Genomic DNA, 22,818 nt, shown 5'->3' with positions numbered 1-22,818 from the left:
CGACAAGCCACACCCCACCCGGAGGTTCCCCTCACGTCAACAACCCCACGCTGCTACCAACGTCTTGGCCGGATACATCTAGGCGCTGGGCCCGACGGTTCGGACCCGTCCGGCTGGCGGTGATTGTGTTTCAGTCCTCGCTGGACGCGCGGCCTGCGAGCCAGGCCACCAGCCGAGGATCGGTCGACGTGAGCCGGTCCACTTCCTCATCCCCGGTGCACGTGATCAGCGCAATCGTGATCCGGTCCCCGGAGCGCCGCACGACGCGCCAGTGAGCGCCCGAGTCCGTCCAGCGCTCCAGCTTTTCGATCACGTCCATGTCGCATGACTATCACGGCGTTCTTCGGCTCCGCATCAGGTTCTCGCTCTGGGTTTGCTGTGCTGGCTGCCTCATCACTTGCGGGCGACGGGCTTCGTCGACAGCGCCGGCGCGCGCCCCGACCGTTCGGCGTCACCGGCGATTTGGCAGTGTGGAAGGCATGAGCGAAAAGACTGAGATCGTTGTGACCCGCACCATCGACGCCCCGGCGGAGGATCTGTTCGACGTCCTGACGCTGCCCGCCCGTCACAAGGAATTCGACGGTTCCGGAATGGTCGTCGCCGACGACCGCACCCAGCGACTGCTGGCCGTGGGGGACAAGTTCACGATGAACATGCATCACGAGTCCCAGGGCGGGGACTATCAGATGGAGAACCATGTCATCGCCTATGCGCACAACAAGCTGATCGGCTGGGCGCCGGCGCGACCGGGCGAGGAACCGGCGGGCTGGAAGTGGGTCTACATGCTCGAGGCCCGCGGGTCCGGTGCGACCGACGTGACGCTCACCTATGACTGGACGAACGTCACGGACAAGGAACTCATCCCGCTGTTCCCGGCAGTCCCCGAGAAGGCGCTTGAGGAGTCGCTCAACCTGCTCGCCGCCGCCGTGGCCTGAGTCGCACGCGCCGTCCCGAGGGCGCGCCAGCCTCCCTGATGCGGGGCCGTCGTCAGAAGCCGCATTTTCAGGCGCCCCCGTGACGACTGTTGCGATGAGACCCCTCAGGAATGCGGTTTGTGACGGTGCGCCCGAGCAGCCCGCGGTTCCGGAACGGCGCGGCTAGCCCCGGCGGGCAAGATCGATGAGGGTGTCCAGGTCGACGTGCTCGTTGATCGCCCGGCCGAGCCGATCCAGCATGGCTTCGCGGAGTTCGGCGAAGCCGGGTCCGGGTTGTGGCTGCCAGGCTGAGCCGAGGGTGACGGCGACCTGGGTGAGCCACGCGCGCCGGAAAGAGTCGTGCTCGAGGGCCCCGTGCCACAGGGTGCCCCACACGACGCCATCGGTGGCGCCGTCGAGGAAGGGCTCGGCCGTGGGTCCGAGCTCGACTCGCCCATGGTGGATCACATAGCCGCCGACCGAATGCCCGCGCCAGGTTCCGGTGGGGAGCCCGAGTGTCTTCTCGCTCCGGAACCGCACGACGCCGTCAACCAGGCCGAGGCCGTCGACTGAGCCGGTGCCGGACTCGACCTCGTCGTGGATCTCGCGGCAGAGCATCTGAAATCCGCCGCAGATGCCGAGCACCGGCCGCCCACGCCGGGCTCTCGCCACCAGCGCGTCCGCAAGACCGCGCTCCTGCAGCCACGTGAGATCCGACACGGTCGACCTGCTGCCCGGCACGATCACGAGGTCTGCGGTCGCGACGGCCATCGGGCTCGTCGTCACCGTGATCTCCACCCCCGGTTCGGCGGCCAGGGCGTCGACGTCGGTCGCGTTGGACACCCGGGGCAGCCGGATAACGGCGACGGTGAGCGGGGCGTCGAGACGAGCTGCGCGCTCGTCAGCCATCGGTCCTCCCTCAGCCACCGATCCCCGAGGAGGCCGGAGTCCGTCTCTGGGGGTCGCATCCACCCACCGATCGACCCGCAGGGCGTCCTCGCCGTCGAGCCAGACGTCGTCCAGCCATGGGATCACGCCCAGCCCCCGCATGCCGGTCCTGCGCGTGAGTTCCTCCAGTCCCGGCTCGAGGACCGACACGTCCCCGCGGAACTTGTTGATCACATAGCCCGCCAGCCGCGCCCTGTCGGTTTCGGAGACGATCGCCCACGTGCCGAAGAGCGACGCGAGAATCCCGCCACGGTCGATGTCCCCGACAACCACGACCGGCAGATCGAAACGCTCCGCGAGCCCGAAGTTCACGTAGTCACCGGCCCGCAGATTGATCTCCGCCGGCGAACCCGCGCCTTCACTGACGACGAGATCGAACTCGGCCGCGAGCTCCGAATAGGCAGCGAACGCCGACTGGGCCAGCCCGCGGCGCCCGGTCGCGTACTCCCCGGCCTCCAACGTCCCACCCGGCTGCCCGCGGAGCACCACGAACGACCGCCGGTCCGTCCCGGGCTTGAGCAGGACCGGATTCATCGCGGACGTCGGCGCCACCCGGGCGGCCCGGGCTTGCAGCCACTGAGCGCGCCCGATCTCGGCGAAGGTGCCGTCGGGCTCGGCGACCACCATCGAGTTGTTCGACATGTTCTGTGCCTTGAACGGCGCGACGCGTACACCCCTATCGGCGAGTGCCCGGCAGATTCCGGCCACGACCAGGGACTTGCCGGCATCCGAGGAAGTGCCGGCAAGCAGGATTCCGGTCATTCCGCGACCAACCGACGACGCGAGAGCGGGACCGCCCGAATTCCGTCCAACGTCACACGAGCGATGCTGCGCGCGAAGCAGGTAGCGGTGGGGGGTCGCGACATGCGCTCACGATAGCGAGCCGGCGACGACCTGTTCCCTGCTCTCCCGCCCACCAACTCGTGCAGGAGGTCGCACTCCCGGCTGCCTCCTCATCCGCGGCGTGCAAATGCGAGCCCCCCGTCTCACCGAGCGAGTTAGGGCAGCCTAACTTCTGCGCGAACCGGCGTACTCTGATCCCCAACAGACCAGAAAGGCGCCGTGTCCTTCGATTCGATTCTCGCGTTGCCGCTCGGTTGGGCGTACCTCACCCTCTTCGTCATCGTCATGCTCCGGGCGAACGCGACCTATTGGGTGGGGCGGCTCCTCGTCGCCGGCGGCCGGCGATCGCCCCGGATCGAACGGTTCGTCAACGGCCCGACGATGGCGAAAGCCAAGAAGTTCTCCGACCGCTGGGGTGTGCTCGCCGTGCCGTTGTCGTTCCTCACGATCGGGATCCAGACGGCTGTGAACCTGAGTGCGGGCGCGCTGCGGATGCCGCTCACCCGCTATCTGCCGGCGGTCACGCTCGGGTGCATGATGTGGGCGCTGGTCTATTCCACGATCGGGCTCGCCGCGATCCAGACGGTGTTCTTCGCGCTCGCGAGTTCGCCGTGGGCGTTGGTCGCTCTGGGGGTGACGGTTGCGGGGATTCTGGGCGTACGTGCGTTTCAGCGCCGCGCGGCTCGGGCGCGCACGGAGCGCCCCGAGGTCGAGTCAGTCGGCCACACCGGCGAGAGCTGACTTCAACACCGACGGCAACCCGATCCCGTCGAACGCCGTGCCGACGAGCCGGACCGGGTGCTCCGCGAGGCGCTCCCGGATGCCGGCCATGCGGGCGGCGTGGCCGACTTCTAGCTGCGGGTACGCCCCCGGCCACCGCGTCACCAACGTGTCCACCGGACGGTGGTTGAGCTCGATGATGTCCGCGAGTTCGCGATGCAGGCGCTTGGCGAGCGTCGCGTCGTCGACGAGGTCCAGGGCGTCGCTCCCGGCCCGGCCGGCGGAGGCGCGGACCAGGAACACCTCGTCGCTGTGGAGATGGGCCCACTTGCGGGAGAGAAAGGTGGCCGCTTTGAGAAGCCGCCCCGAGCCGGAGCGCAGGAGGAGGCCGTTGCCGTCGCGCAGTGCCGGGTTGTCGGCGGCCGCCGCGGGATAGGCGAACACGACCGTCGCCACGTCGGCGACCCGGCCGGCGGTGAGGTCCCCGGTGATGCCGGGAAGCGTCGGCTCGAGGAGCGCGGCGGCGACGTTCGCGGGCACGGCGAGCACGAGGCGCTCGGCGGCGAAGGTCCCGGAGTCGGTGGTGATGTCCCAGCCGCAGGGAGTACGCCGGACTCCCCGGACGGGGGCGTTCCGGTGAATCGTCAGGTTGGCGGCCAGGGCGTCGACGAGCGTCTCCAGGCCGGTCGCGAACGACGCGAAGGGCGGCAGCGGGCGGGCGCCGGGTCGGCTGGTTTCCTGGCCGGCGGACGACGGGCCGTGGGTCTTCTTCCTGACCAGCGAGCGGCCCGCCCGTGCCGCGGGCACCAGTTGCGGCGCGGTGGACACCAGGCTGAGCCGGTCGATGTCGCCCGCGTGGAGGTTGCCGAGCATAGGATCGACGAAGGTCTCGGCCACGGCTCGGCCGAAGCGGCGGGTGATGAAGTCGCCGACAGAGAGATCGCCGTCGATCTTCTTCCTGGCCAGCACCGGTTCGAGCCCCGCTCGAGCGAGGGCGAACGGATTGAGCAGCCCGGACTTCATCACCGGTTTGAGCTGCGTGGGGCCGCTGGGGCCGACGCCCGCCGGCAGCGGGACGAGCTTCTTGCCCTTCTGCAGCCAGGACGTCCCGGCCGTGGGGGCCACGAGCTGATCAGTGAGGCCCAGGTCGATGAGCAGGGGCTTCAGGTGCGGGCCGCCGAGGAACATGGCTTCCGCGCCCACGTCGACCGGGAGGCCGTGCCAGCCGATGGTCCGGACCTGGCCGCCGATGCGTTCGGTGGCTTCCAGGATCGTGACGTCGTGCCCCTGTTGGCTCAAGCTGCGGGCCGTTGCCAAACCCGCGAACCCTGCACCCACCACTACGACGTTCGTCACGGGCACCGAGCGTACAGACCTCGGCGGACTCACCGACCGTCGAACCGAAGCGGCGCTGCGCGCCGAGCCGGAAGTTTCCCTTCTTGGTGTCCACGCCGACTTATGGTCAGAAAACTCTGCCATGGTTCTGCCTTGTTAAGGCATGCCTGTGGATAACCGTCCCACGCGAGGTCGCGGACGGATTGACTTGTGGCGTGCGAAGGACATGTGACGGAGGACCCAGATGACGGCGACTGTGACGCGCCCCACCGCGGCCAGACCGGCTGGGGTGTCGGGGAGCGAACCGACTTCCGGGCGCCTGCGCGTGCGCAGGCAACCCAAGTGGATCGCCGCCGGTGTGCTGGCAATGTGCCTGGGCGGACTCGGTGCGGCTGTCCTGTGGGGCGAGGCGTCCGGCTCGGCCGATGTTCTGGTGCTCACCCGTGCGGTGTCGCGCGGTGAGATCGTTGCGGCGAGCGACTTCCGCGTGGCTCAGGTCGGTCAACTCGATGGTGCGTCGTCGGTGCGGGCCGCCGACCTCCCGACGCTCGCGGGGCAACAGGCCCTCGTCGACCTCGCCGAGGGCGCACTGCTGCCGGCAGGAAGCGTGGGACGTGCCGCGTTGGATCCCGGTGGCGTCCAGTTGGGTCTGCGGTTGGTGCCCGGGCGAGTCCCCCTGGGCGATCTTCCGGCCGGGACGGCGGTGCTCCTGGTGCCGCTGGAGGATCCCAGGACCAATCCCGGTGCGGAGACCGAACTGCCCCGCCCTGTCCGGGCGAGTGTCCTGACTCCACCGCGGACGGGGCCGGACGGGGTCGCGCAACTCCTCGACGTCCGGGTCGACACCGCGCAGGCACCGGTGGTTGCCATGCTCGCGGCGACGGATCGCATCGCGCTGGTGAAGGAAGGACGCTGATGCCGATCATCGTGCTGGCGTCGGCCGCGGGCGCGCCGGGAGTCACGACCACCGCGCTCGGGCTGGCGCGGTGCTGGCCGGGCGACACTCTTCTCGTGGACGCCGACAGGCAGCCGACCCAGGCGGTTCTCGCCGGCTTCCTCAACGGGGCCCCGGCGACCGGCCGCGGCCTGACCGGACTCGCCCGTGCCCATCGCGAGCGCCGGGCCATCGCCGAAGAGATTCGGCTCCACTGCGTCCCTCTGGGCGAGCAGGTGGAGGAGCGCAGGCTGTTCCTGCCCGGTTTCAGTCATCCTGGTTCCCCCGCCCTCTTCGGGCCCGTCTGGCAGGATCTGATGCATGCGCTGGCACAACTCCGTGATGCCGGTGTCACCGTCGTCGTCGATGCCGGCCGCATCGGAGAGGGCCTTCCCGCTCCGATGGTGGCGGAGGCCGACGCCGTCCTCGTGATCACCCGGACCAGCCTGCGAGCGCTGGCGGGCGTGCGTCTCCACCTCCCACACCTTCAGCAACGCATCGATTCCCTCGCGACGGGCACCCAGCTGGGCCTGACGCTGATCGGCGATGGTGAGCCGTATGGCGCGAAGGAAATCACCCGCCAGTTCGGCATTCCGGTCTGGGCGAGCGTGGCCAATCATCCACGCGCCGCGCGGGTGTGGTCGGAGGGCCGGTCCGAGGGCCGGGGATTCGCTCATAGTGCTCTGGTGCGCAGCATCCGGGCTGCTGCGATCGCGATCCGCAACCGGGTGAGCAGACCGGAACTCGAGCTCGCTCAACTCCGCCGCACGGAAACGGGCGCGCGATGAGTCGCCGCGGTGCCACCCCGGCGCCTCTCAGCCGGGTTGGGTTGTTCACGGCCCCGGTCGCCGACCGACACGCGGAGACGCCGCGCGCGCCCGGCGCCGCCCACGCCGCGCTCGTGCCGCCAGGCGAGGCCACGCTGTGGGTCGACGGCGTGGTGACCACGTTCTCTCCGGAGGAGTACGCGGCGAACCGGCAGCGCTCGATGGCCGACGCGGTGGCGAAGAACCTCGACTGGGCGCTGGTGGTCACACTGCGCCGCCGGGCCTCCGCCGAGATCAGCGACCGGTCGGAGCAGGCGCGGATCGAGGGCCGGTCCCTGTCCGAACAGGACCGGCGGCTCATGGGCCGGGCTGTGATCCGTCAGATCGTCCGGGCGCACGCTGAGCGTCTCAACGATGAGGGGGCAGAACTCTGGTCGATTGATCACGAAGAGGCATATGCGCGGGCGGTCGAGAACGCCATCTTCGGCTATGGCCGGCTGCAGCCGTTGTTCGAGTTGCCCGACGTGGAAAACATCGAGATCCACGGCTGGGACTCGGTCGTGGTGCAGCACGCTGATGGCACTAGGACCCAGCACGCACCTGTCGCCGATTCCGACGAAGAACTCGTTGAGGCGATCCGCTTCTTCGGCGAACAGGCCCGGCCTACCCGGCCGTTCGACGACGCCCACCCCACGATGACGCTTGCTCTCGGCGACCGCTTCCGGCTGCATGCCATCGGGTTCGGACTGGCCTATCGGCCGTCGGTGACTATCCGTCAGCACACGCTCGTGGATGTGACCCTGCCTGACCTGGTGGCGGGCGGGATGATGTCCGAGGAGGTCGGGCGCTATCTCCATGCCGCGATCAGGGCTCGCAAATCCATGGTCATCTCGGGTGATCAGGGCGCCGGAAAGACCACGCTCCTCCGAGCACTCATCGGGGCGATCCCGGATCATGAGCGCTTCGGGACCATCGAGACGGACTACGAGCTGTTGACCCATCTGCAGCCGAATCGCCGCAACATCCTCGCGTTGCAGGCCAAGGTGGGGTTGGGAGAGCGTCAGGACGGGCGACCGATCGGTGAATACACGGTGGCGGACCTCATCCCCGAGGCGTTGCGGCAGAACCTCACCCGTTTGGTGGTCGGAGAGGTGCGCGGGTCCGAGGCGGCCGCGATGTTCACGGCGATGCAGTCGGGCGCCGGGTCCCTGTCGACCACGCACTCCCATTCCGCATCGTCGACGATGGACCGACTTGCGTCCCGGGTTGCCCAGGACGGGTCGATCGACGTCGAGGAGGCCTATCGTCAGATCGCGCACAACATTGACTACCTCATTCACGTGACGCTCGTGGACGACACTTGGCGCGGTGGGACGCGGCGCCGGTTCATCTCCGAGATTCGACAACTCACAGGCAGCATCGAGAACGACCGACCCGTCACTCACGTCACCTACAGAGCTGAACCCACCGCTGTCGATCCCGCAGGCTTCAGGCCTGACCCACGCTCGTTGGCCGAGTTGACCCCGTTCTTCAGCACCTGGCCGGGACCGGAGCGATCGTGAGCACGCTCATAGCTGTCGCGACGGGGTCCCTGTTCGTCGGTGGGGTGGTGGCGTTCTCGTTCGGGCTGCGGCGCAGGCCGCTCCCTTCCGGCACTCACCGCACCGCCGAGACCCTCTCGGCCCGCTGGTCGCGGCTGACCCGCCGTCCGTCGGGCAGGCGTGGCCGCAACCGCGACCGCCTGCTTGTGCTCGGCGTGGTCATCGGTTTGCTGGGCTATCTGGCGACCGGATGGGCGCTGTTGTTGGCGCTCGCACCCGTGCTCATCCTCGCGTTGCCGTACCTCCTGGGTGACCCACCTAACGCCGAAGCCGACATGCTGTCGAGCCTCGACCGCTGGGTCCGCGCGATGGCGGCCAACCTGCAGACCGGCCAGTCGATCAGCGATGCATTGCGGCTCTCCGCGAAGAACCCGCCGCCGCTGTTGGCGGAGGAGGTACGCCTCCTTGTCGCCCGGATCGAACACCGCTGGCCCCTCCGGGACGCGTTGAAAGCCATGGGTGATGCGCTCGACACTCCGGATGCAGATGCGGTGCTCGCGGCATTGGCACTGGCAGCCCATCGCGGCGGCACCGGTGCGACGGCCACCTTGGACGCGCTCAGTGACTCGGTCCAGGAACGGCTCAGGGCCCTGCGGGAGATCGACGCCGAACGTGCCAAACCGAGGGTGGTCGTCCGGCAGGTCACGGTCATTAGCGTCGTCGTGTTCGGGCTCGCACTGTTGTTCGGTGGGGAGTTCTTCGCCCCCTATCGGAGCGGGATCGGACAGGTGATCCTGGCGGCGCTGCTGTGCATCTATTTCGCATCGCTGCTCGGAATGCGCAGGATCACCGCTCCGCCGCGTCGCCAGCGCATCCTGCAGGAGGCGGGGCGATGACGACTCAACTTCTGACCGGGCTGGTGCTGCTGAGCGGAATGTTCGTGATGGGTGGACTGGTGGCGGCGCTATATGGCGGGACCCGTGCACATCCGCGACTGGCCGACGGCCTCGGCGTCCTGGACGGAGTGGAAATTGACCCCCGCCGGGCCGACCTTCCCGTGGAGGCGACCTCGCGGAGCGAGAGGGCGGGGTTGTGGGCCTATCGTCGAACGCCCATTCCGCTCACTGCAAGCCAATCGCGGGTCCTGGAACTGCAGAACAAATCCATCGCGGAATTCTATGCCGACAAGCTGGTGATCGGACTCCTCGGGCTGCTCGTGCCCGGGCTCCTGGGCGGGGTCTTCCTGCCGATCGTCGGATTGTCTCCCGTGGTGCCCGTGATCGCCGCGCTGGCGGGTGGCGTGGTCGGTTGGTTCGTGCCCGACCTGCTGCTGCGGCGCGGTGAGGATCGAGCCCAAGTTGACGCCGCGGAAGCGATGTTCACCTACTTCGACCTCGTCACGCTCGAACGAATGGCGAACCTGTCTGCGACACAGTCACTGGAATCGGCCGCCTCGACCAGCGATCATCCGTTGTTCCTCAGCATCCGGGCAGCGCTGCTGCGGGCCCGTCTCGAACAGCATCCGCCGTTCGGCGAGTTGCGTGCCCTCGCGGACCGTCTCCGGCTGCCGCAGCTCGCCGATATCGCTGATGTGCTGCAGCTCGACGAAACCGGAGCGGCCGTCACCGGGACACTGCGAGCTCGCGTCCGTGAGCTTCGCGACGCCCACCTCACGGCCGCGCGGATCGCGGCCCACGAGGTGAGCGAGCGCATGACCGTCTTCATGGCTGTGCCAGCAATGGTGTTCGGCCTCATCTTCCTCGCACCGCCACTATTGCGCCTCATTGGTGGTTGAAACCTGTGGATAACCGTCCTGAGGCACCCCTCCGACAGACCAGAATCGAACCAACCCCAAAGGAGACACCGTGACCCGCTCTTTCCAGAATGTCCTTGGCCTGGTGCTGGCCTTCCTCCAGCTGTCCTCACGCCCACGCGACGAGCGGGGACTGAGCCAAAGCACCGAAAACGCGATCTTGCTGGCCGGCGCTGTCGCCGTCGCCGGGATCGTCATCGCCGTTATCACGGCGTTCGTCCAGGCAAACCTGCCCCAGTGATTGGCGGGGTCCGGTGCGGAATCGCGATGAACGCGGGCTGAGCGACTCCGTTCAGTGGGCGGTGCTCGTGCCCCTGACCATGCTGCTGCTCCTGGGGGCGCTCCAGGTCGGCATGCTGTGGCACGGTCGGAACACGGTGCATCACGCGGCGGCCGCCGCGGCTGAGGTCGAGTCGGCTTATCTCGCTGCGCCCGGCACCGGACACCAGTCCGCCGTGCGGATCGCTGCCGCCGGCGGTCTAACCGATGTCGCGGTCAGTGTGACGCGCGGATCCGGGCGCGTCGACGTGGAGGTCAGCGCGACCGTGCCGGTGCTCATCGATCTGGGTATGGGACGAGTCACCCAACGTGCCACCTCGCCGATCGAGGCAGTGCTGTGACCCGCCTGCGCGAGAGGTCCGAGCGCGGTGCGGCCTCGGTCGAGTTGGTTCTGCTCGCTCCCGTGGTGCTGTTGGTCGTGGCGATGATGGTGGGCGGCGCCCGCCTCTGGCTGGCCAGGGCGGCTGTCGCCGACGCGGCGCAAGCGGGATCCCGAGCAGCCACGCTCGAATACGGCGCGGGTCAGGCCAGCGTCAGCGGCGCCGCAGCCGCGCGCGAAGGACTGGTTGATATTCCGTGCGCGACGAATGCGGTCGAGATCGACGCGTCGGGCTTCGCCGTGGCCGTCGGACAGCCGGCCCGAGTGACTGCCACGGTCCGATGCGACGTGCCGCTGGCCGACCTCTTCGGACTGGGGCTGCCAGGAACAATCACCGTCGAGGCCACCACCGCCTCGGCGCTCGATACCTATCGGAGGCGTGAATGAGGGGCGTGTTTCGCTTCGTCCGCGGCCTGCTTGCGCTCGGTGTGTTGGCTGCCGCGGTCGTCGGCGCGCCGCTCCTGCTGCTCCGCATCGGCCAATGGCCGCGTGCCGGTGCTTTCCCGGAGATCTTCTTTTCGCCCGACAACGGGATGGTCCTGGTCTGGCTCCTGACCGCCCTCGGCTGGCTCAGCTGGGTCGGCTTCACGTTATCGGTCGGCCTCGAACTCGTGGGGCTCATCCGTGGCCGTCAACTCGGGCTCCGGGTGCCCGGCCTTTCGGGTCCGCGTGGCCCAGCGGCGGTGCTCCTGGTCTCGATCGCAGCGATGCTTCCCCTGGCTGCTCACGCCGAGCCACAGAATTCCGTTTCCTCACCCGAACCGAGCACGACCGTTGTCGGGAACTCCGCCAAGGACGAGCCAGCGACCGTCGCGGCGGTCGCCGATGGTGAGAGTCCCGAGTCGGGGACGTCCGACCACCGTTACACGGTCCAACGCGGTGATGATCTGTGGACGCTGGCCGAACGGTTCTACGGTGACGGCTTCGCCTGGACAAAGATCGCGGCGGCAAACCCGATCATCACGTCCCCCGATCTCCTTGACGTTGGCTGGGAGCTCTTGCTGCCGGGCATCCCCGATCAGAACCCGATGCCAGCTGATCCGCCGGAGACGGACGTGGAGACCGACGTGCCCGCAGCACCTCGGGATTCCGAAACCGTGGCACTCCACCCTGCTCCGACACCTGTCCCGACAGTTGCACCCGCGACGCCAACCGGGATGGCGCGGGTGGGCACCTCCCAACCCGCTGCCGTCGAGCGGGTGGCTGCCGAAGGCGTCGCGCAGGACATGATGGCACCCACAGACCGGATTGCGTACGCCACTGCTGGCATCTCTGCCCTCACGGCAGCGGCCCTTCTCGCGGTGCTCTCGACGCGGCGCGCCGTTCAACTGACTTCGAGGCCAGAGGGCCGCCGGATCGTCCACCCGACAGCCGCGGGCACGGGTTTCGAGGCAGCGCTCGGGCAGGCGCAGGACCTCGTGTCGTTGCGGACACTCGATCTCGCGCTCCGGGCACTCGGCCGGCACCAGCGGGACGCGGGTGAACCGTTGCCCGCGTTGCACAGTGTTCTTGTCGGTGATGACGGCATCTTGCTAGAAGTCGACCGGCCACTCAGCACTCTGCCAGCAGGATTTCGCAGTGAGGGCAGCTCGCTGCGGATTGCGGCTGCGAATCATGAGCTCCTGCTTGCGCGAGCCGGTTCCCTGCTGTCCGAGCCATCGCCCTATCCCGCGCTTGCGTGTGTGGGGGAGACGCCACGGGGTGAGCTGCACCTCCACGATCTCGAGTCGAGCGGTGTTCTTCTTCTGGAGGGTTCCGCAGAGCTCACCCGTGGCACCTTGAACTCCCTTCTGTTGGAGTTGTCGTGTTCTTGGTGGGGACGTGGGCAGACGGTGATCACGGTGGGATGTGATTCCGAACTCGCCCGAGCACTGGACGATCCTGCTCTCCACGCGTCCGACGACCTCGATGCCGTGCTGGACGACCTGCGCGCGGAATGGGCCTCACGACATCCGGTGCGAACGGACGCCCATCCCAGGGATCTCCGGGTGCGTCCGGAACTGGAGGAGGCGTGGCGACCCCGCATTCTCATGATCGACACGCCGATGACGGACACGCAGCGGACGAACCTGCTCGAACTCGTCGATGCTCAGCAGGTCGTGGCCGTCGTGACCGATTCGGTCATGGCAGGCGATCGTCTGATGCTCTCCGAGGGGCTTTCGCGACTCAGCTATCAGGCGCCTTTTCATGCTCAAGTGATGTCCGGCAGGACGCGCGATCATCTGCTGGATCTGCTGTCCGCGACCTCGTCCTTGCGGACCACATCGGCGCCCTGGTGGGCTGCTGATCCGGAGGCGGCCGAAGCGACTGCGCAGGTCGCCGATGAGGACGACACCCGGCCGCGTCGCGCATTTCCAAAAGAGGCCGTCCCGGCCCGGGCCATCGCGCCAACCCCTTTCCGCGGACCGGACTTCGGTCACGCGACCATCGTGTCCTTGGCAGCCCGGCGGGTCGCCACCAACCCCGAGGAGCCCGCCATGGATGCCTACGAGCCCGTTCTTCACCCCCTGGCCACCGATCAGCCCACCGTTCTCCTCGTCGGTCCCGTGGACCTTGTGGGAGCACGCGGCGAGCGGCCGACGCGCGCTGCGCGGCAGTGCATGGAGTACGCGGCCTGGTTGCTTGAGCACCCCGGCGCCACCGCAGCCATGATGGCCACGGAGCTTTTCGTCGCAGAAAGCACGCGGCGGTCCAACATGAGTCGGCTCCGCAGTTGGCTCGGCGCAGCGGATGACGGTGAGCGCTTCCTGCCGGAGGCCTATTCGGGCCGCATTCAGCTGCATGCCGCCGTGACGTCTGATTGGAACCGGATGCAGCTCCTGACGATCGGTGGCGTGAACCGTGCCGCCGAGGACAATCTGAGAGCCGTCCTGCAGTTGGTCCGTGGCGCCCCGCTCGCGGACGCGGCACCGGGGCAATGGCATTGGGCGGAAGAGCTCCGGACCGATATTTCCTCACTCATCCGTGACGTCGGCCTGGTCCTCAGCGACAGAGCCCTGGAGCGAAACGACCCGGATCTCGCGCGGTGGGCAGTCAACCGCTCGCTCGTGGCTGCGCCCGACGACGAGCGGCTCCTCGCGGCTCGCGTCCGGATCGAGCACCGAGTGGGCAACCGGAGTGAGGTCGAGCGTCTGGCGCTCAGGCTCGTCCGAAGTGCCCGCAAGCTCAATGTGGACCTGTCGGACGACACTGTCACGCTCCTGCAGGAGGTCATGGAGGGCGGGCCGCGTCAGCGACACGGGTGACCGCGCAGGGAGAACCCAGACACCCTCGCCGGGCCGGGGAAGCGCCGCAGTCGCGGTGTGGGTTCGACGCCCCGCGCCGACGCACTCACGCAGCTGTTGCGTCCCAGGCTTTGATGATCGCGATCAACTCCGGATGCCGTTCCTGACTGGGAGGCACGTGACTGTTCGCCACCTCGGCGTCGCGAGCGGGACCCGTCGAGGTCGAGGTGAACACCACCTGCGGATAGCCCGAACCGATCTCGACGCTCATGTCGCTCGCCCACCGCACGGCGCGCACGGCCTCCACCACAGGTCGCCAATCACTGGGATCCTCGACCTCGACGCTCAGCGTGGGGCGCCCAAAATTGTCATGCAGGACGATCGAGGTCCAGGCGATCCCGGAGTCGGTCAGAGCCTGATACTGCCGCGCGCGCTCCGCGAACTCCGCACCGGATGCCCGCACCCAGTTCGCAGGTCGCTCTTCGTGTTGGGTCACCCACCACGTGACGTCCGGGTGGCCGGTGGCCAGTGGGGTGAGTTCCCTGACGCGGTCCAACGCCGCCCACGTGTGGACCTTCCGCTGCCGGGAGTCGACCTCGAGCCTCTCCACGGCGGGGAGTCCGATGGTTTCACGTGCAACAACCCGGAGATCAGCACCCCCGGTGACGAGCACCTCGACCGGCCGGCCCGAATCCACGGTGACGATGGTGAGATCTGCGTCCTGGCGGGCCAGCACGGCCTGCGAAGGCTCGCTCGGGATATCGGCTGTCTCCACCTCGATCCGCAGGGGTCGCCCGGGGTCGTCGGCCGTGGCGATCCACGGCGTACCCGGCGGCAGATGCGACAACACCGCCCGCGCTCGATCCCGCAGTCCCGCCAGCGCCGCTCGACCCGGCGCACTGCGATAGGACAGCCGGACGGTCCCGCCGGGAGCGCCGGCGCAGGTCAACTTCAGGCCGACGAACTCCTTCCGCTCCAGGACCTCCGCGACATCGATCCGCTCGAGTTCGTTCCACGGATCGCAGCGGGCCAACTCCACCTCAGCCGCTGCCCCGATGGGTGCCCCGTCGTCCGGCCCGTGCTCCCCGAGCCGCACCCGTGCCTGTGGCCATGCCTCGTGCAGCCGAGTGAACATCCGCCAGCGCGCCCGGGTCCGCTCCTCCTGGGGCCAGGCGGTGAACACCAGTTCCGGTCCGTCGTCGAGTGGGCGGACCAGCGTCAACCGAGATCCGTTCGAACGCCTGGGCCAGGCCTCCACCAGCGCCGCCATGTCCCCGATCGTCGCTTCCGGCGTGAGCGTGGCGACGACGTGCCAGGTCCTGCGATCCCCCAACTTGCGCAGCGGCAACTCGGTCGAGCTGACCGATGCCACCACGTCCTGCGAGGCCAGCCAGCGCTCGTGGCCGCCGGGCCCACCGCAACCGCTGAACAGCAGAGCGAGTGCGGCGAGGAGAGCGAGCCAGCGGCGCCTGGGACGATTCATGCGGGGACACTAATAGCCCCTCGGCTCAACCGAAGCGGTCACCGGAGCAGCTGTCTCCACCGGCAAGCCGGCTACGGCGACGCGAAGGAGTTGCCCCAGGGCACGCGTCAAGCGCCCTGCCCCGCGGACACCCGCCGAGCGCTATTCCGACGGGTTGAGCAGCACCGACGTGCCCGGATAGTCCGAAGCAAAGGCGCTCGGCAGCGGAGCGACGAACACGTTCTCGGTCCGGGTCCGGGTGATCTTCCAGTCCCCGTCCTCCAACCGGAAGGCGTTGAACAGTCGGCTGGAGCGCAGCAGGCCGGTCCCGTCGGAGAACAGCCACGGCTGCATGTGGATCCACAGGCCCTCGGCCTCGTCGCCGTTGACGAAGATCTGCTCCGAGGTCAGATAGTGCGCGTTCAGCACGAGCGCCGGGTCGGACTTCTCGCCCCAGAAGCGGTTGAAGTGTGCGCGGATCGCCTCGTGTCCGACCGCACGCCCGAACTGGCCGTCGTAGTACTCGCCCACGCCTTCCCAGACCGCGTCTTCGGCATAAAGCTCCATGATCCTGTCGATCCGCTCGGCGTCGTCCTTGACGCCGGGTTCGGGGCAGGGGGTGTCGCACAGCATCATGTACCGCGCCTGCACCCGCCGGATCTCCGCCTCGGCCTCGAGGATTTCGATCCGGCGGATCAGCGCCGCGATATCGCCAGCTTCAGTCATGAAAGCGACGCTAGCCAGCCGGGCCAGGGCCGAACAGTGGAACTTCCCCATCCGGCACTGCGGGATCCCTTAGCTCAGAGGTTCCCCCGCCGCGCCTGGTCGCGCTCGATGGCCTCGAACAACGCCTTGAAGTTGCCCTCACCAAAGCCGGTCGCGCCATGGCGCTGGATGATCTCGAAGAACACCGTCGGACGGTCCATGACGGTCTCGGTGAAGATCTGCAGCAGATAGCCGCGCTCGTCGCGGTCGACCAGAATGTTCAGCCGCTCCAACTCCGCCCACGGCAGCTCGACGTCGGCGAGGCGCTGCTTGGCATCGGTGTAGTACGTCGCCGGCACCGTCATGAACCGCACCCCGCGGTCCCGCAGCGCCTGGACCGTCGCGACGATGTCGTCGGTCGCCATCGCGATGTGCTGGACGCCGGGGCCGTCATAGGCCTCGATGTACTCCTGGATCTGGCTCTTCTTCAAGCCGTCCGCCGGCTCGTTGATCGGCATCACGATGTCGTGGCCGTCCCACACCACGGTCGACATGAGCGCGGAGAACTCGGTCGAGATCTGGTCGTCGTCGAAGTGGGTGAGCTGCCGGAACCCCATGACCTGCTCGTAGAAGTCGACCCAGTCCGCCAGCCGGCCCTGCTCGACGTTGCCGACGACGTGGTCGACGAGCGTCAGCCCCACCTCCGGCCCGACCGGGTTCGGCAGCACGTCCGCGTCCGAATAACCCGGGGCCAGCGACGGCCCGTGATAGCCCGAGCGGTCGACGAACGTGTGCTGGGTTTCGCCATAGGTCGCGACCGTCGCGAGCGACAGGGTCCCGTGCTCGTCGGTCTCGGTCCAGGGTTCGCGGACCGAGCGTGCGCCGCGCGCGATCGCGAGTTCGTACGCCGCAGCGGCGTCGTCCACAAGCCATGCCAGGTCGTGCACACCGTCACCGTGGTGGGCCACGTGCTGGGTGATGGGGGAGTCCGCGGACAGTCCGCCGGTCACCACGAGCCGGATGCCGCCCTGCTCGAGGACGTGGCTCACCGAATCGCGGCGGCCGGTCTCGGGGCCGGCGTACCCGGTCGAACGGAACCCGAACGCCGACATCAGGAAGCCGGCGGTCGCGCGGGCGTTGCCGACCCACAGCTCGATGGAGTCCCAGCCGCGGATGTGGCTGGCCGGGGCGTCGGACAGGTTCTCGGCGGGGCGAGTGGCGAAGGTGGTCATCGGGAGGTCCTTTCCTGGGCGGCCCGGTGGGCGGGCCTCGTGTCGGTGAGCCGGGCGTACGCGTCGTCGTCGTAGCCCGCGAAGAAGCGATGGAGATCGTCGAGCAGCCGCTCGGTGCTGTCGGCGCGGAAGAGCACGGGCTGATAGCGCGTGATGTCGTAGTCGGTCGTCCCCATCTCGGCCAGATCGAACGGCCGGTGCTCGACGAGGTCGGGGTTCGCGTACGTATGCAGCTCCCCGAACGACGAAAGAATCCCGGCGCCGAACGCTTTGGGCACCCGGTCCTCGGTCACGACGCCGAACTCGAGCGTGAACCAGAAGACCTTCGAGAAGAACTGCAGCGCCTCGTCGGTCTCCGCGCGACGGGACGCCTTCCCGGCAGCCTCATAGAGATCGGCCAGCTCGGGATCGGCCAGCATGTTCGCGTGCCCGATGATCTCGTGCACGATGTCCGGCTCGGGGGTGTAGTGGGGGACGGAGTGGTGGCGGATGTACTGCGTCGACAGGAACCGCCGATCCGCCAGCGCGCCATAGAACGTCCGCGTGTCGACCAGCCCCGGCACCGGATCGATGTGGAACCCGGTCAGCGCGTGGACACGCTCGTCGACCTCGCGGAGCTGCGGGACACGGTCGGTGGGGAGGACGAGGGCGCGGGACCCGCGGAGGTACGCCCGGCACGCGCGCGACTCATGCAGCTCGCCCAGCTCGGCCTGGACGCGGGCCCAGACGGCGTGTTCCTCGGCGGTGTACTCGACGTCCGGGATCGCCTGCCCCGGCCGGTGCGCGGCGCCGACCCGGGCGATCGCGTCGCGGCGCGCTCGATAGGCGGGATCGCTGGCACCCGGGTGGTCCTCGGGCAGCGAGACGTCGTACGCCCCAGCAGGCCTGTGATCAGCAACGGTGCTCATGCTTCGAGTGTGACGCGGGCCACACGGAATGTCAGGATGGCAGGGAAAAGTCCGGATCTTTGGCCAGAAGCCCAGCAGAATCGGCCATTTTGTCCGGATCAGTCGAGGAGGAAGCCATGTCGTCCGGACGGATTGCCTTGGATGATGTCGACCGTCGGATCCTGCGCGAGCTGCAGGCCGACGGCCGGCTGTCGGTGAACGAGCTCGCGAGCCGGGCGAACGTCTCGCGGGCGACCGCGTACGCCCGACTCGATCGGTTGCGCCGCGAGGGGGCGATCACGGGCTACACGGTCGTCATCGACCCCGCTGCCGTCGGCCTCGGCGTGGCGGCGATCGTGCTGGTGAACGTCCGCCAGCGGACCTGGGAGGAGAGCGCGGCCGAGCTCGGCGGGCTGCCCGGTGTCGAGCGGGTCCTGCTGACGAGCGGCCAGTTCGACTTCGCGCTGCTGGTCCGAGTCGGGGACATCGCCGACCTGCGCGACGTGCTGCTCGGGCGACTCCAGACGATGCCGTTCGTCACCGGCAGCCAGACGATCTTCGTTCTCGATGAGCACGACAACGGCCTCGACCTGTCGCTCCTGGATTGATCGCCCGCGCACGCCGATCTCACGCCGATCTCACGCCACGCTCACGCCGTGGCGGTCTCCGGCTGCTCATCGTCCGCTGCCCGGTCCTGCTTGCCCGCCAACGGCCACAAGCCGAAGAAATCGCCGAAGAACGCGAGGAACGGGAAGGTCACGGCCAGCAATGCGTTCGCCAACCACAACTCGGCGGCGAAATCGTTCTCCGGCCCGGCCGCCATCGCGCCGCTGAGCACCGGCATCATCGCGCGATAGATGGCCGCGAGCACGAGGCCGACCACCGCGGCGAGGATCGCGTTCAGGACGCCCCTGGCCGGCTGTGCGATCTTGCCGAACAGCGAACCGCCGAGCATCTGCAGCACCACGATCGCGCCGAACAGGAACGGGATGGGCGCCGTGACGAGGAACGTCGGCGCGGGCAGTCCCGCGACGGAGGTCCCGAGCCAGAACACGAGCAACCCGATGCCGAAGCATGCCGCCGTCCAGACGAGGCCAATCACGGGCTGGCTCCGGAACGCCTTGATGCTGGTGATCGGCCACACGTCAAAGCACAGGAACAGGAACATCACGGCCAGTGCGGTGACCATGACGACCACCACGTCCCAGGCGTTGAAGAGCCCACCGGGATCGAGCGCCGCCCGATAGAAGGGCGCCTCGGCGGCGAAGCCGAAGTTGAAGAACACCTGGAAGATCACCGCGTTGATCACATAGGCCGTGATCAACAGGAGCGCACCACCGACGACCTTGTTCTTCATCAACGAGAACGGCCACCCGCCGAAGGCGATCGCGAGGAAAAACATCGTGACCACCGACGTGATGATCGTCATCACCGCCATGGGCACCGGCGGACTCATGCCACCGCCGCGCAGTTGCCAGTGGATCACGGTGACCACCGCGCCGACGAGCGCGGCGAGCACGAGATAGGTCACGCCCTTGCCCGGCTGGCCCAGGCGACCGAGCGCGGGCGGCTGCTCGCTCTGCCAGAACGCCCCGACCAGGATGGCGAACGGAATCGCTCCCATGAGGGCGAAGGACGCCCACCCCATGAACAGATCAGGACCCATCGCCAAAATCACGATCCACGAAACGACAATGATCGCCCCGGTCGCAACGACCCCCAATATCGGTTGCTTCATCCCGACCCCTCCCGCCAACGGCCGCTTCCGTTTCCGGCATCGTGTCAGCAGATGCCGACAATCGGCATGTTCGTTGGCGGCTCCCCCAACCAATCCCCGGCCGATCGGGCGTTGTGCACAGTGGCGTTCGGCCCCCCACCCTGTTTCCGGGGGCGCTTGAACAGGTGTGTTCCCCATCACATAATTGGACGATTGCCGGACATCGGGCAACCGCAGACCGACGATTGCCGGACACCGGACAAGCGCACACGGACAAGGGAGTCTCATGCCGGTCTATGCCCACCCAGGCAGTGACGATGCGATCGTCGAACTGCAGAGCCGATACGACCACTGGATCAACAACGAGTTCGTGCCCCCGGTGAAGGGGCAGTATTTCGAGAATCCCTCACCGGTCACCGGTCAGGTCTATTGCGAGGTCGCCCGCGGCACGGCTGAGGACATCGAGGCCGCTCTCGACGCCGCGCACGCAGCGGCACCGGCGTGGAACTCCACCTCACCCGCGGAACGCGCGGTCATCCTCAACAAGATCGCCGACCGGATCGAGGAGAATCTCGAAAAGATCGCGGTCATCGAGACCTGGGACAACGGCAAGGGCGTTCGTGAGCCGCTGAACGCCGATATCCCCTTGGCCATCGACCATTTCCGCTATTTCGCCGGCGCCATCCGTGCGCAGGAGGGCACGATCTCGCAGATCGACGAGAACACCGTGGCCTATCACTTCAACGAGCCCTTGGGCGTGGTCGGCCAGATCATCCCGTGGAACTTCCCGATCCTCATGGCGGTGTGGAAGCTCGCTCCTGCGCTCGCTGCCGGCAACTGTGTCGTCCTGAAGCCGGCCGAACAGACGCCGGTGTCGATCCTGGAATTGTTCAAGCTCATCGGCGATCTGCTGCCCCCCGGCGTGGTCAACATCGTCAATGGTTTCGGAGCCGAGGCCGGGCGCCCGCTCGCCTCGAGCGACCGGATCCGCAAGATCGCGTTCACCGGGGAAACGACGACGGGTCGCCTGATCATGCAGTACGCGTCGCAGAACCTCATCCCCGTCACGCTCGAACTCGGCGGGAAGAGCCCGAACATCTTCTTCTCCGACGTCATGGACGCGCACGACGACTTCCGCAACAAGGCACTCGAGGGCTTCGCGCTCTTCGCCTTCAACCAGGGCGAGGTGTGCACCTGCCCTTCCCGCGCGCTTGTCGCGACCCGGATCTATGACGAGTTCATGGAGTTGGCTGTCGATCGAGTGCGGAAGATCAAGCAGGGCGATCCCCTGGACACCGACACGCAGGTCGGCGCGCAGGCCAGCAACGACCAACTCCAGAAGATCCTGTCCTATCTCGAGATCGGCAAGGAAGAGGGCGCGAAGGTCCTCATCGGTGGCGAGCAGGCCACCCTCGAGGGCGCGCTGGCGGAGGGCTATTACGTCCAGCCGACCGTCTTCGAGGGCGACAACGCCATGCGCATCTTCCAGGAGGAGATCTTCGGTCCGGTCGTCGCGGTGACCAAGTTCAACGGGTTCGACGACGCGATGAAAATCGCGAACGAAACCTTGTACGGTCTCGGCGCAGGCGTCTGGTCCCGCAACATCAACACCGTCTATCGAGCAGGTCGCACGATCCAGGCCGGTCGAGTGTGGTGCAACAACTACCACGCCTATCCGGCCCACGCGGCCTTCGGCGGCTACAAGCAATCCGGCATCGGGCGCGAGAACCACCACATGATGCTGAGCCACTATCAGCAGACGAAGAACATGCTGGTGTCCTACTCCGAGGATGCGCTGGGGTTCTTCTGATGACCGAGCAGGGTACGCCGCAGCAGCCCGGTTGGGAGGCCCGCGCCTTGGTCACCGTGGCGGCTGCCGAGTTGCTGCGCAGCCTCCACGGCGACCACGGACCCCTGATGTTCCATCAGTCCGGCGGTTGCTGCGACGGGTCGGCGCCCATGTGCTATCCGGACGGGGACTTCATTATCGGCGACCGCGATGTCCTGCTCGGCCGGGTCGACGTGGGCGCCGGCGTCCCGCCGATTCCGGTCTGGATCTCCGGGAGTCAGTACGCGGCCTGGCGGCACACGCAACTCATCGTCGATGTCGTGCCCGGTCGCGGAGCGGGTTTCTCCTTGGAGGCCCCGACCGGACAAAGGTTCCTCACCCGGTCCCGGGTGATCCCGGGGGACCTGCTCCGCGAACTGCCCGAGCCGCTCACCGGCGCCGAGATCGAGGCCGGTGCCGAGCCGCCGGTGGCGTACCCACCCGTCGACCCGACGCAAGTCGCAGACAATGCTTGTGCCGTCCCGGGCGAGAATTGACCCGTGCAGCGATCTTCTGTCCCCAGGTTGGCGTTCTGCGTGACTTCCGGTCAGACCTTCTGCAAAGCACGGCCAGGGCCGACCGTGTGAGCCGGCAGGGCCCGGTCCGGCATCTCCCGGCCAGGCCTTTGTGTCGAGGGGACATACCGGCGTGCGAGCGCGCGCTCACCGCAGCTGCCCTGGTCATCCGGCCATTCCGTGCATTCCGCCGAGGCATTCCGTGCATTCCGCCGAGGCCATTCCGAGCATTCCGCCGAGGCGTTCCGCCCAGCCCCTGAGATGTACCCGTAGCAGCAGGTCCATCGCCACTTGGGGGATGGGCCCGGGCTGACGGGTACATCTCAGGGCGACACGCCCGGCGGCCGTGTGGAATGGCTCGGAACCACCCCGCAAGCCGGGGGTCGCGGACCTGCTCGGCAAGGCGGATCATGGTGTCCATGGATTTTGACGCGTACGCCCTCGCCAAGCCCGGCGCTTGGCCCGACGAACCCTGGGAGGGCGATCGGGTCGCCAAGGTCGGTGACAAGATCTTCGCTTTCCTGCCGGGTGAGCCGGGGAAGGCTGGCCGGACGATCGGCCTCAAGTGTGGGGCCACCCGCGAGGAAGCCGACGAGTGGTTGGCGCGCTATCCGGAGCGGGCGTCGGTGATGGCGTACATCGGTCGCCACGGCTGGAACACGATCGAACTGGACGGCATCCCGGACGACGAGATCAGCGAGGCGATCGACTATTCCTATGACCTCGTCGTCGCGAAACTGCCGAAGTCGAAGCGGCCCGTCACGGGTTGACCTGG

The 22,818-nt window shown here is 67.9% G+C and carries 23 protein-coding genes; 15 read left to right on the top strand and 8 right to left on the bottom strand.

Going from position 1 to position 22,818, the window contains the following annotated elements; all coding sequences use genetic code 11:
• Positions 1-130: 130 nt before the first annotated feature.
• A complete protein-coding gene (locus ACQ260_RS15115) occupies positions 131-319 on the bottom strand; it encodes a hypothetical protein (RefSeq protein ID WP_432560287.1) in 189 nt (62 codons plus the stop codon).
• 160 nt (positions 320-479) lie between these two features.
• Between ACQ260_RS15115 and ACQ260_RS15110 the strand changes: the two genes are divergently transcribed.
• Positions 480-935 carry an SRPBCC family protein gene (locus ACQ260_RS15110; protein ID WP_432560286.1) on the top strand — a complete coding sequence of 152 codons (456 nt, stop codon included), beginning with the start codon at positions 480-482 and terminating at the stop codon, positions 933-935.
• Between the two features lie 162 nt (positions 936-1,097).
• On the opposite strand, the gene ACQ260_RS15105 is transcribed toward ACQ260_RS15110, so the two are convergent.
• A complete protein-coding gene (locus ACQ260_RS15105) occupies positions 1,098-2,624 on the bottom strand; it encodes a cobyric acid synthase (protein ID WP_432560285.1) in 1,527 nt (508 codons plus the stop codon).
• A 300-nt stretch (positions 2,625-2,924) separates the two neighbouring features.
• Here ACQ260_RS15105 and ACQ260_RS15100 point away from each other — a divergent pair, with 300 nt between their 5' ends.
• Positions 2,925-3,446 carry a DedA family protein gene (locus ACQ260_RS15100; RefSeq protein WP_432560284.1) on the top strand — a complete coding sequence of 174 codons (522 nt, stop codon included), beginning with the start codon at positions 2,925-2,927 and terminating at the stop codon, positions 3,444-3,446.
• On the opposite strand, the gene hemG is transcribed toward ACQ260_RS15100, so the two are convergent.
• Positions 3,420-4,781 carry a protoporphyrinogen oxidase gene (gene hemG, locus ACQ260_RS15095; RefSeq protein WP_432560283.1) on the bottom strand — a complete coding sequence of 454 codons (1,362 nt, stop codon included), beginning with the start codon at positions 4,779-4,781 and terminating at the stop codon, positions 3,420-3,422. The two genes, ACQ260_RS15100 and hemG, sit on opposite strands and share 27 nt — an antisense overlap.
• 223 nt (positions 4,782-5,004) lie before the next feature.
• Here hemG and ACQ260_RS15090 point away from each other — a divergent pair, with 223 nt between their 5' ends.
• The 9 genes from ACQ260_RS15090 (at position 5,005) to ACQ260_RS15050 (ending at position 13,718) form a co-directional block, all read left to right on the top strand.
• Entirely contained in the window at positions 5,005-5,676 is a 672-nt protein-coding gene (locus ACQ260_RS15090; RefSeq protein WP_432560282.1) for an SAF domain-containing protein, read from the top strand.
• Positions 5,676-6,482: a CpaE/TadZ family protein gene (locus tag ACQ260_RS15085; protein WP_432560281.1), complete on the top strand. Its 807-nt coding sequence runs from the start codon at positions 5,676-5,678 to the stop codon at positions 6,480-6,482. The genes ACQ260_RS15090 and ACQ260_RS15085 overlap by 1 nt, the downstream gene beginning before the upstream one ends.
• Entirely contained in the window at positions 6,479-8,023 is a 1,545-nt protein-coding gene (locus ACQ260_RS15080) for a TadA family conjugal transfer-associated ATPase (protein ID WP_432560280.1), read from the top strand. Before ACQ260_RS15085 ends, ACQ260_RS15080 begins: the two co-directional genes overlap by 4 nt.
• On the top strand, positions 8,020-8,898 hold the full coding sequence (locus tag ACQ260_RS15075; RefSeq protein ID WP_432560279.1) for a type II secretion system F family protein: 879 nt from the start codon (positions 8,020-8,022) through the stop codon (positions 8,896-8,898). Before ACQ260_RS15080 ends, ACQ260_RS15075 begins: the two co-directional genes overlap by 4 nt.
• On the top strand, positions 8,895-9,797 hold the full coding sequence (locus tag ACQ260_RS15070; protein WP_432560278.1) for a type II secretion system F family protein: 903 nt from the start codon (positions 8,895-8,897) through the stop codon (positions 9,795-9,797). The genes ACQ260_RS15075 and ACQ260_RS15070 overlap by 4 nt, the downstream gene beginning before the upstream one ends.
• A gap of 70 nt (positions 9,798-9,867) precedes the next feature.
• On the top strand, positions 9,868-10,056 hold the full coding sequence (locus ACQ260_RS15065; protein ID WP_432560295.1) for a hypothetical protein: 189 nt from the start codon (positions 9,868-9,870) through the stop codon (positions 10,054-10,056).
• A 13-nt stretch (positions 10,057-10,069) separates the two neighbouring features.
• Positions 10,070-10,435 (top strand): TadE/TadG family type IV pilus assembly protein, encoded by a 366-nt coding sequence (locus ACQ260_RS15060; RefSeq protein ID WP_432560277.1) that lies wholly within the window; start codon positions 10,070-10,072, stop codon positions 10,433-10,435.
• Complete coding sequence (locus ACQ260_RS15055) at positions 10,432-10,860, top strand: TadE/TadG family type IV pilus assembly protein (RefSeq protein WP_432560276.1); 429 nt, start codon at positions 10,432-10,434, stop codon at positions 10,858-10,860. The genes ACQ260_RS15060 and ACQ260_RS15055 overlap by 4 nt, the downstream gene beginning before the upstream one ends.
• A gap of 5 nt (positions 10,861-10,865) precedes the next feature.
• Positions 10,866-13,718 (top strand): LysM peptidoglycan-binding domain-containing protein, encoded by a 2,853-nt coding sequence (locus ACQ260_RS15050; protein ID WP_432560275.1) that lies wholly within the window; start codon positions 10,866-10,868, stop codon positions 13,716-13,718.
• 85 nt (positions 13,719-13,803) lie between these two features.
• On the opposite strand, the gene ACQ260_RS15045 is transcribed toward ACQ260_RS15050, so the two are convergent.
• The 4 genes from ACQ260_RS15045 to ACQ260_RS15030 form a co-directional block, all read right to left on the bottom strand.
• A complete protein-coding gene (locus ACQ260_RS15045) occupies positions 13,804-15,180 on the bottom strand; it encodes a hypothetical protein (RefSeq protein ID WP_432560274.1) in 1,377 nt (458 codons plus the stop codon).
• A 141-nt stretch (positions 15,181-15,321) separates the two neighbouring features.
• Positions 15,322-15,885: a nuclear transport factor 2 family protein gene (locus ACQ260_RS15040; protein WP_432560273.1), complete on the bottom strand. Its 564-nt coding sequence runs from the start codon at positions 15,883-15,885 to the stop codon at positions 15,322-15,324.
• 74 nt (positions 15,886-15,959) lie between these two features.
• Positions 15,960-17,096, bottom strand: coding sequence for a 4-hydroxyphenylpyruvate dioxygenase (gene hppD / locus ACQ260_RS15035; RefSeq protein ID WP_432560272.1), 1,137 nt, complete (start codon positions 17,094-17,096; stop codon positions 15,960-15,962).
• Positions 17,093-18,004, bottom strand: coding sequence for a phenylalanine 4-monooxygenase (locus ACQ260_RS15030; RefSeq protein WP_432560271.1), 912 nt, complete (start codon positions 18,002-18,004; stop codon positions 17,093-17,095). Before ACQ260_RS15030 ends, hppD begins: the two co-directional genes overlap by 4 nt.
• Before the next feature lie 116 nt (positions 18,005-18,120).
• Here ACQ260_RS15030 and ACQ260_RS15025 point away from each other — a divergent pair, with 116 nt between their 5' ends.
• Complete coding sequence (locus ACQ260_RS15025; protein WP_432560270.1) at positions 18,121-18,591, top strand: Lrp/AsnC family transcriptional regulator; 471 nt, start codon at positions 18,121-18,123, stop codon at positions 18,589-18,591.
• A 41-nt stretch (positions 18,592-18,632) separates the two neighbouring features.
• On the opposite strand, the gene ACQ260_RS15020 is transcribed toward ACQ260_RS15025, so the two are convergent.
• The gene (locus ACQ260_RS15020; protein ID WP_432560269.1) at positions 18,633-19,721 is read right to left on the bottom strand and encodes a hypothetical protein; all 1,089 of its coding nucleotides are present in this window, start codon (positions 19,719-19,721) and stop codon (positions 18,633-18,635) included.
• A gap of 265 nt (positions 19,722-19,986) precedes the next feature.
• On the opposite strand from ACQ260_RS15020, the gene exaC reads away from it, so the two are divergent.
• The 3 genes from exaC (at position 19,987) to ACQ260_RS15005 (ending at position 22,813) form a co-directional block, all read left to right on the top strand.
• Positions 19,987-21,510 (top strand): acetaldehyde dehydrogenase ExaC, encoded by a 1,524-nt coding sequence (gene exaC, locus ACQ260_RS15015; protein WP_432560268.1) that lies wholly within the window; start codon positions 19,987-19,989, stop codon positions 21,508-21,510.
• Entirely contained in the window at positions 21,510-22,025 is a 516-nt protein-coding gene (locus ACQ260_RS15010; RefSeq protein WP_432560267.1) for a DUF779 domain-containing protein, read from the top strand. Before exaC ends, ACQ260_RS15010 begins: the two co-directional genes overlap by 1 nt.
• Before the next feature lie 437 nt (positions 22,026-22,462).
• The gene (locus ACQ260_RS15005; RefSeq protein ID WP_432560266.1) at positions 22,463-22,813 is read left to right on the top strand and encodes an MmcQ/YjbR family DNA-binding protein; all 351 of its coding nucleotides are present in this window, start codon (positions 22,463-22,465) and stop codon (positions 22,811-22,813) included.
• Positions 22,814-22,818: the final 5 nt, after the last annotated feature.

It is taken from the genome of Ammonicoccus luteus (assembly GCF_050880385.1).
Lineage (GTDB): Bacteria > Actinomycetota > Actinomycetes > Propionibacteriales > Propionibacteriaceae > Enemella.
The sequence above is the reverse complement of the archived record's forward strand: the minus strand, read 5'-3'. Positions and strand labels throughout refer to the sequence as shown.

What these genes read in the sequence shown, in the direction of transcription:
- ACQ260_RS15030 (WP_432560271.1), bottom strand. Translation starts at nt 18,004, where the DNA reads ATGAGCACCGTTGCTGATCACAGGCCTGCTGGGGCGTACGACGTCTCG.
- ACQ260_RS15040 (WP_432560273.1), bottom strand. Translation starts at nt 15,885, where the DNA reads ATGACTGAAGCTGGCGATATCGCGGCGCTGATCCGCCGGATCGAAATC.
- ACQ260_RS15110 (WP_432560286.1), top strand. Translation starts at nt 480, where the DNA reads ATGAGCGAAAAGACTGAGATCGTTGTGACCCGCACCATCGACGCCCCG.
- ACQ260_RS15045 (WP_432560274.1), bottom strand. Translation starts at nt 15,180, where the DNA reads ATGAATCGTCCCAGGCGCCGCTGGCTCGCTCTCCTCGCCGCACTCGCT.
- ACQ260_RS15010 (WP_432560267.1), top strand. Translation starts at nt 21,510, where the DNA reads ATGACCGAGCAGGGTACGCCGCAGCAGCCCGGTTGGGAGGCCCGCGCC.
- ACQ260_RS15115 (WP_432560287.1), bottom strand. Translation starts at nt 319, where the DNA reads ATGGACGTGATCGAAAAGCTGGAGCGCTGGACGGACTCGGGCGCTCAC.
- ACQ260_RS15085 (WP_432560281.1), top strand. Translation starts at nt 5,676, where the DNA reads ATGCCGATCATCGTGCTGGCGTCGGCCGCGGGCGCGCCGGGAGTCACG.
- ACQ260_RS15005 (WP_432560266.1), top strand. Translation starts at nt 22,463, where the DNA reads ATGGATTTTGACGCGTACGCCCTCGCCAAGCCCGGCGCTTGGCCCGAC.
- ACQ260_RS15025 (WP_432560270.1), top strand. Translation starts at nt 18,121, where the DNA reads ATGTCGTCCGGACGGATTGCCTTGGATGATGTCGACCGTCGGATCCTG.
- ACQ260_RS15070 (WP_432560278.1), top strand. Translation starts at nt 8,895, where the DNA reads ATGACGACTCAACTTCTGACCGGGCTGGTGCTGCTGAGCGGAATGTTC.
- ACQ260_RS15080 (WP_432560280.1), top strand. Translation starts at nt 6,479, where the DNA reads ATGAGTCGCCGCGGTGCCACCCCGGCGCCTCTCAGCCGGGTTGGGTTG.
- ACQ260_RS15020 (WP_432560269.1), bottom strand. Translation starts at nt 19,721, where the DNA reads ATGAAGCAACCGATATTGGGGGTCGTTGCGACCGGGGCGATCATTGTC.
- hppD (WP_432560272.1), bottom strand. Translation starts at nt 17,096, where the DNA reads ATGACCACCTTCGCCACTCGCCCCGCCGAGAACCTGTCCGACGCCCCG.
- exaC (WP_432560268.1), top strand. Translation starts at nt 19,987, where the DNA reads ATGCCGGTCTATGCCCACCCAGGCAGTGACGATGCGATCGTCGAACTG.
- ACQ260_RS15105 (WP_432560285.1), bottom strand. Translation starts at nt 2,624, where the DNA reads ATGACCGGAATCCTGCTTGCCGGCACTTCCTCGGATGCCGGCAAGTCC.
- ACQ260_RS15090 (WP_432560282.1), top strand. Translation starts at nt 5,005, where the DNA reads ATGACGGCGACTGTGACGCGCCCCACCGCGGCCAGACCGGCTGGGGTG.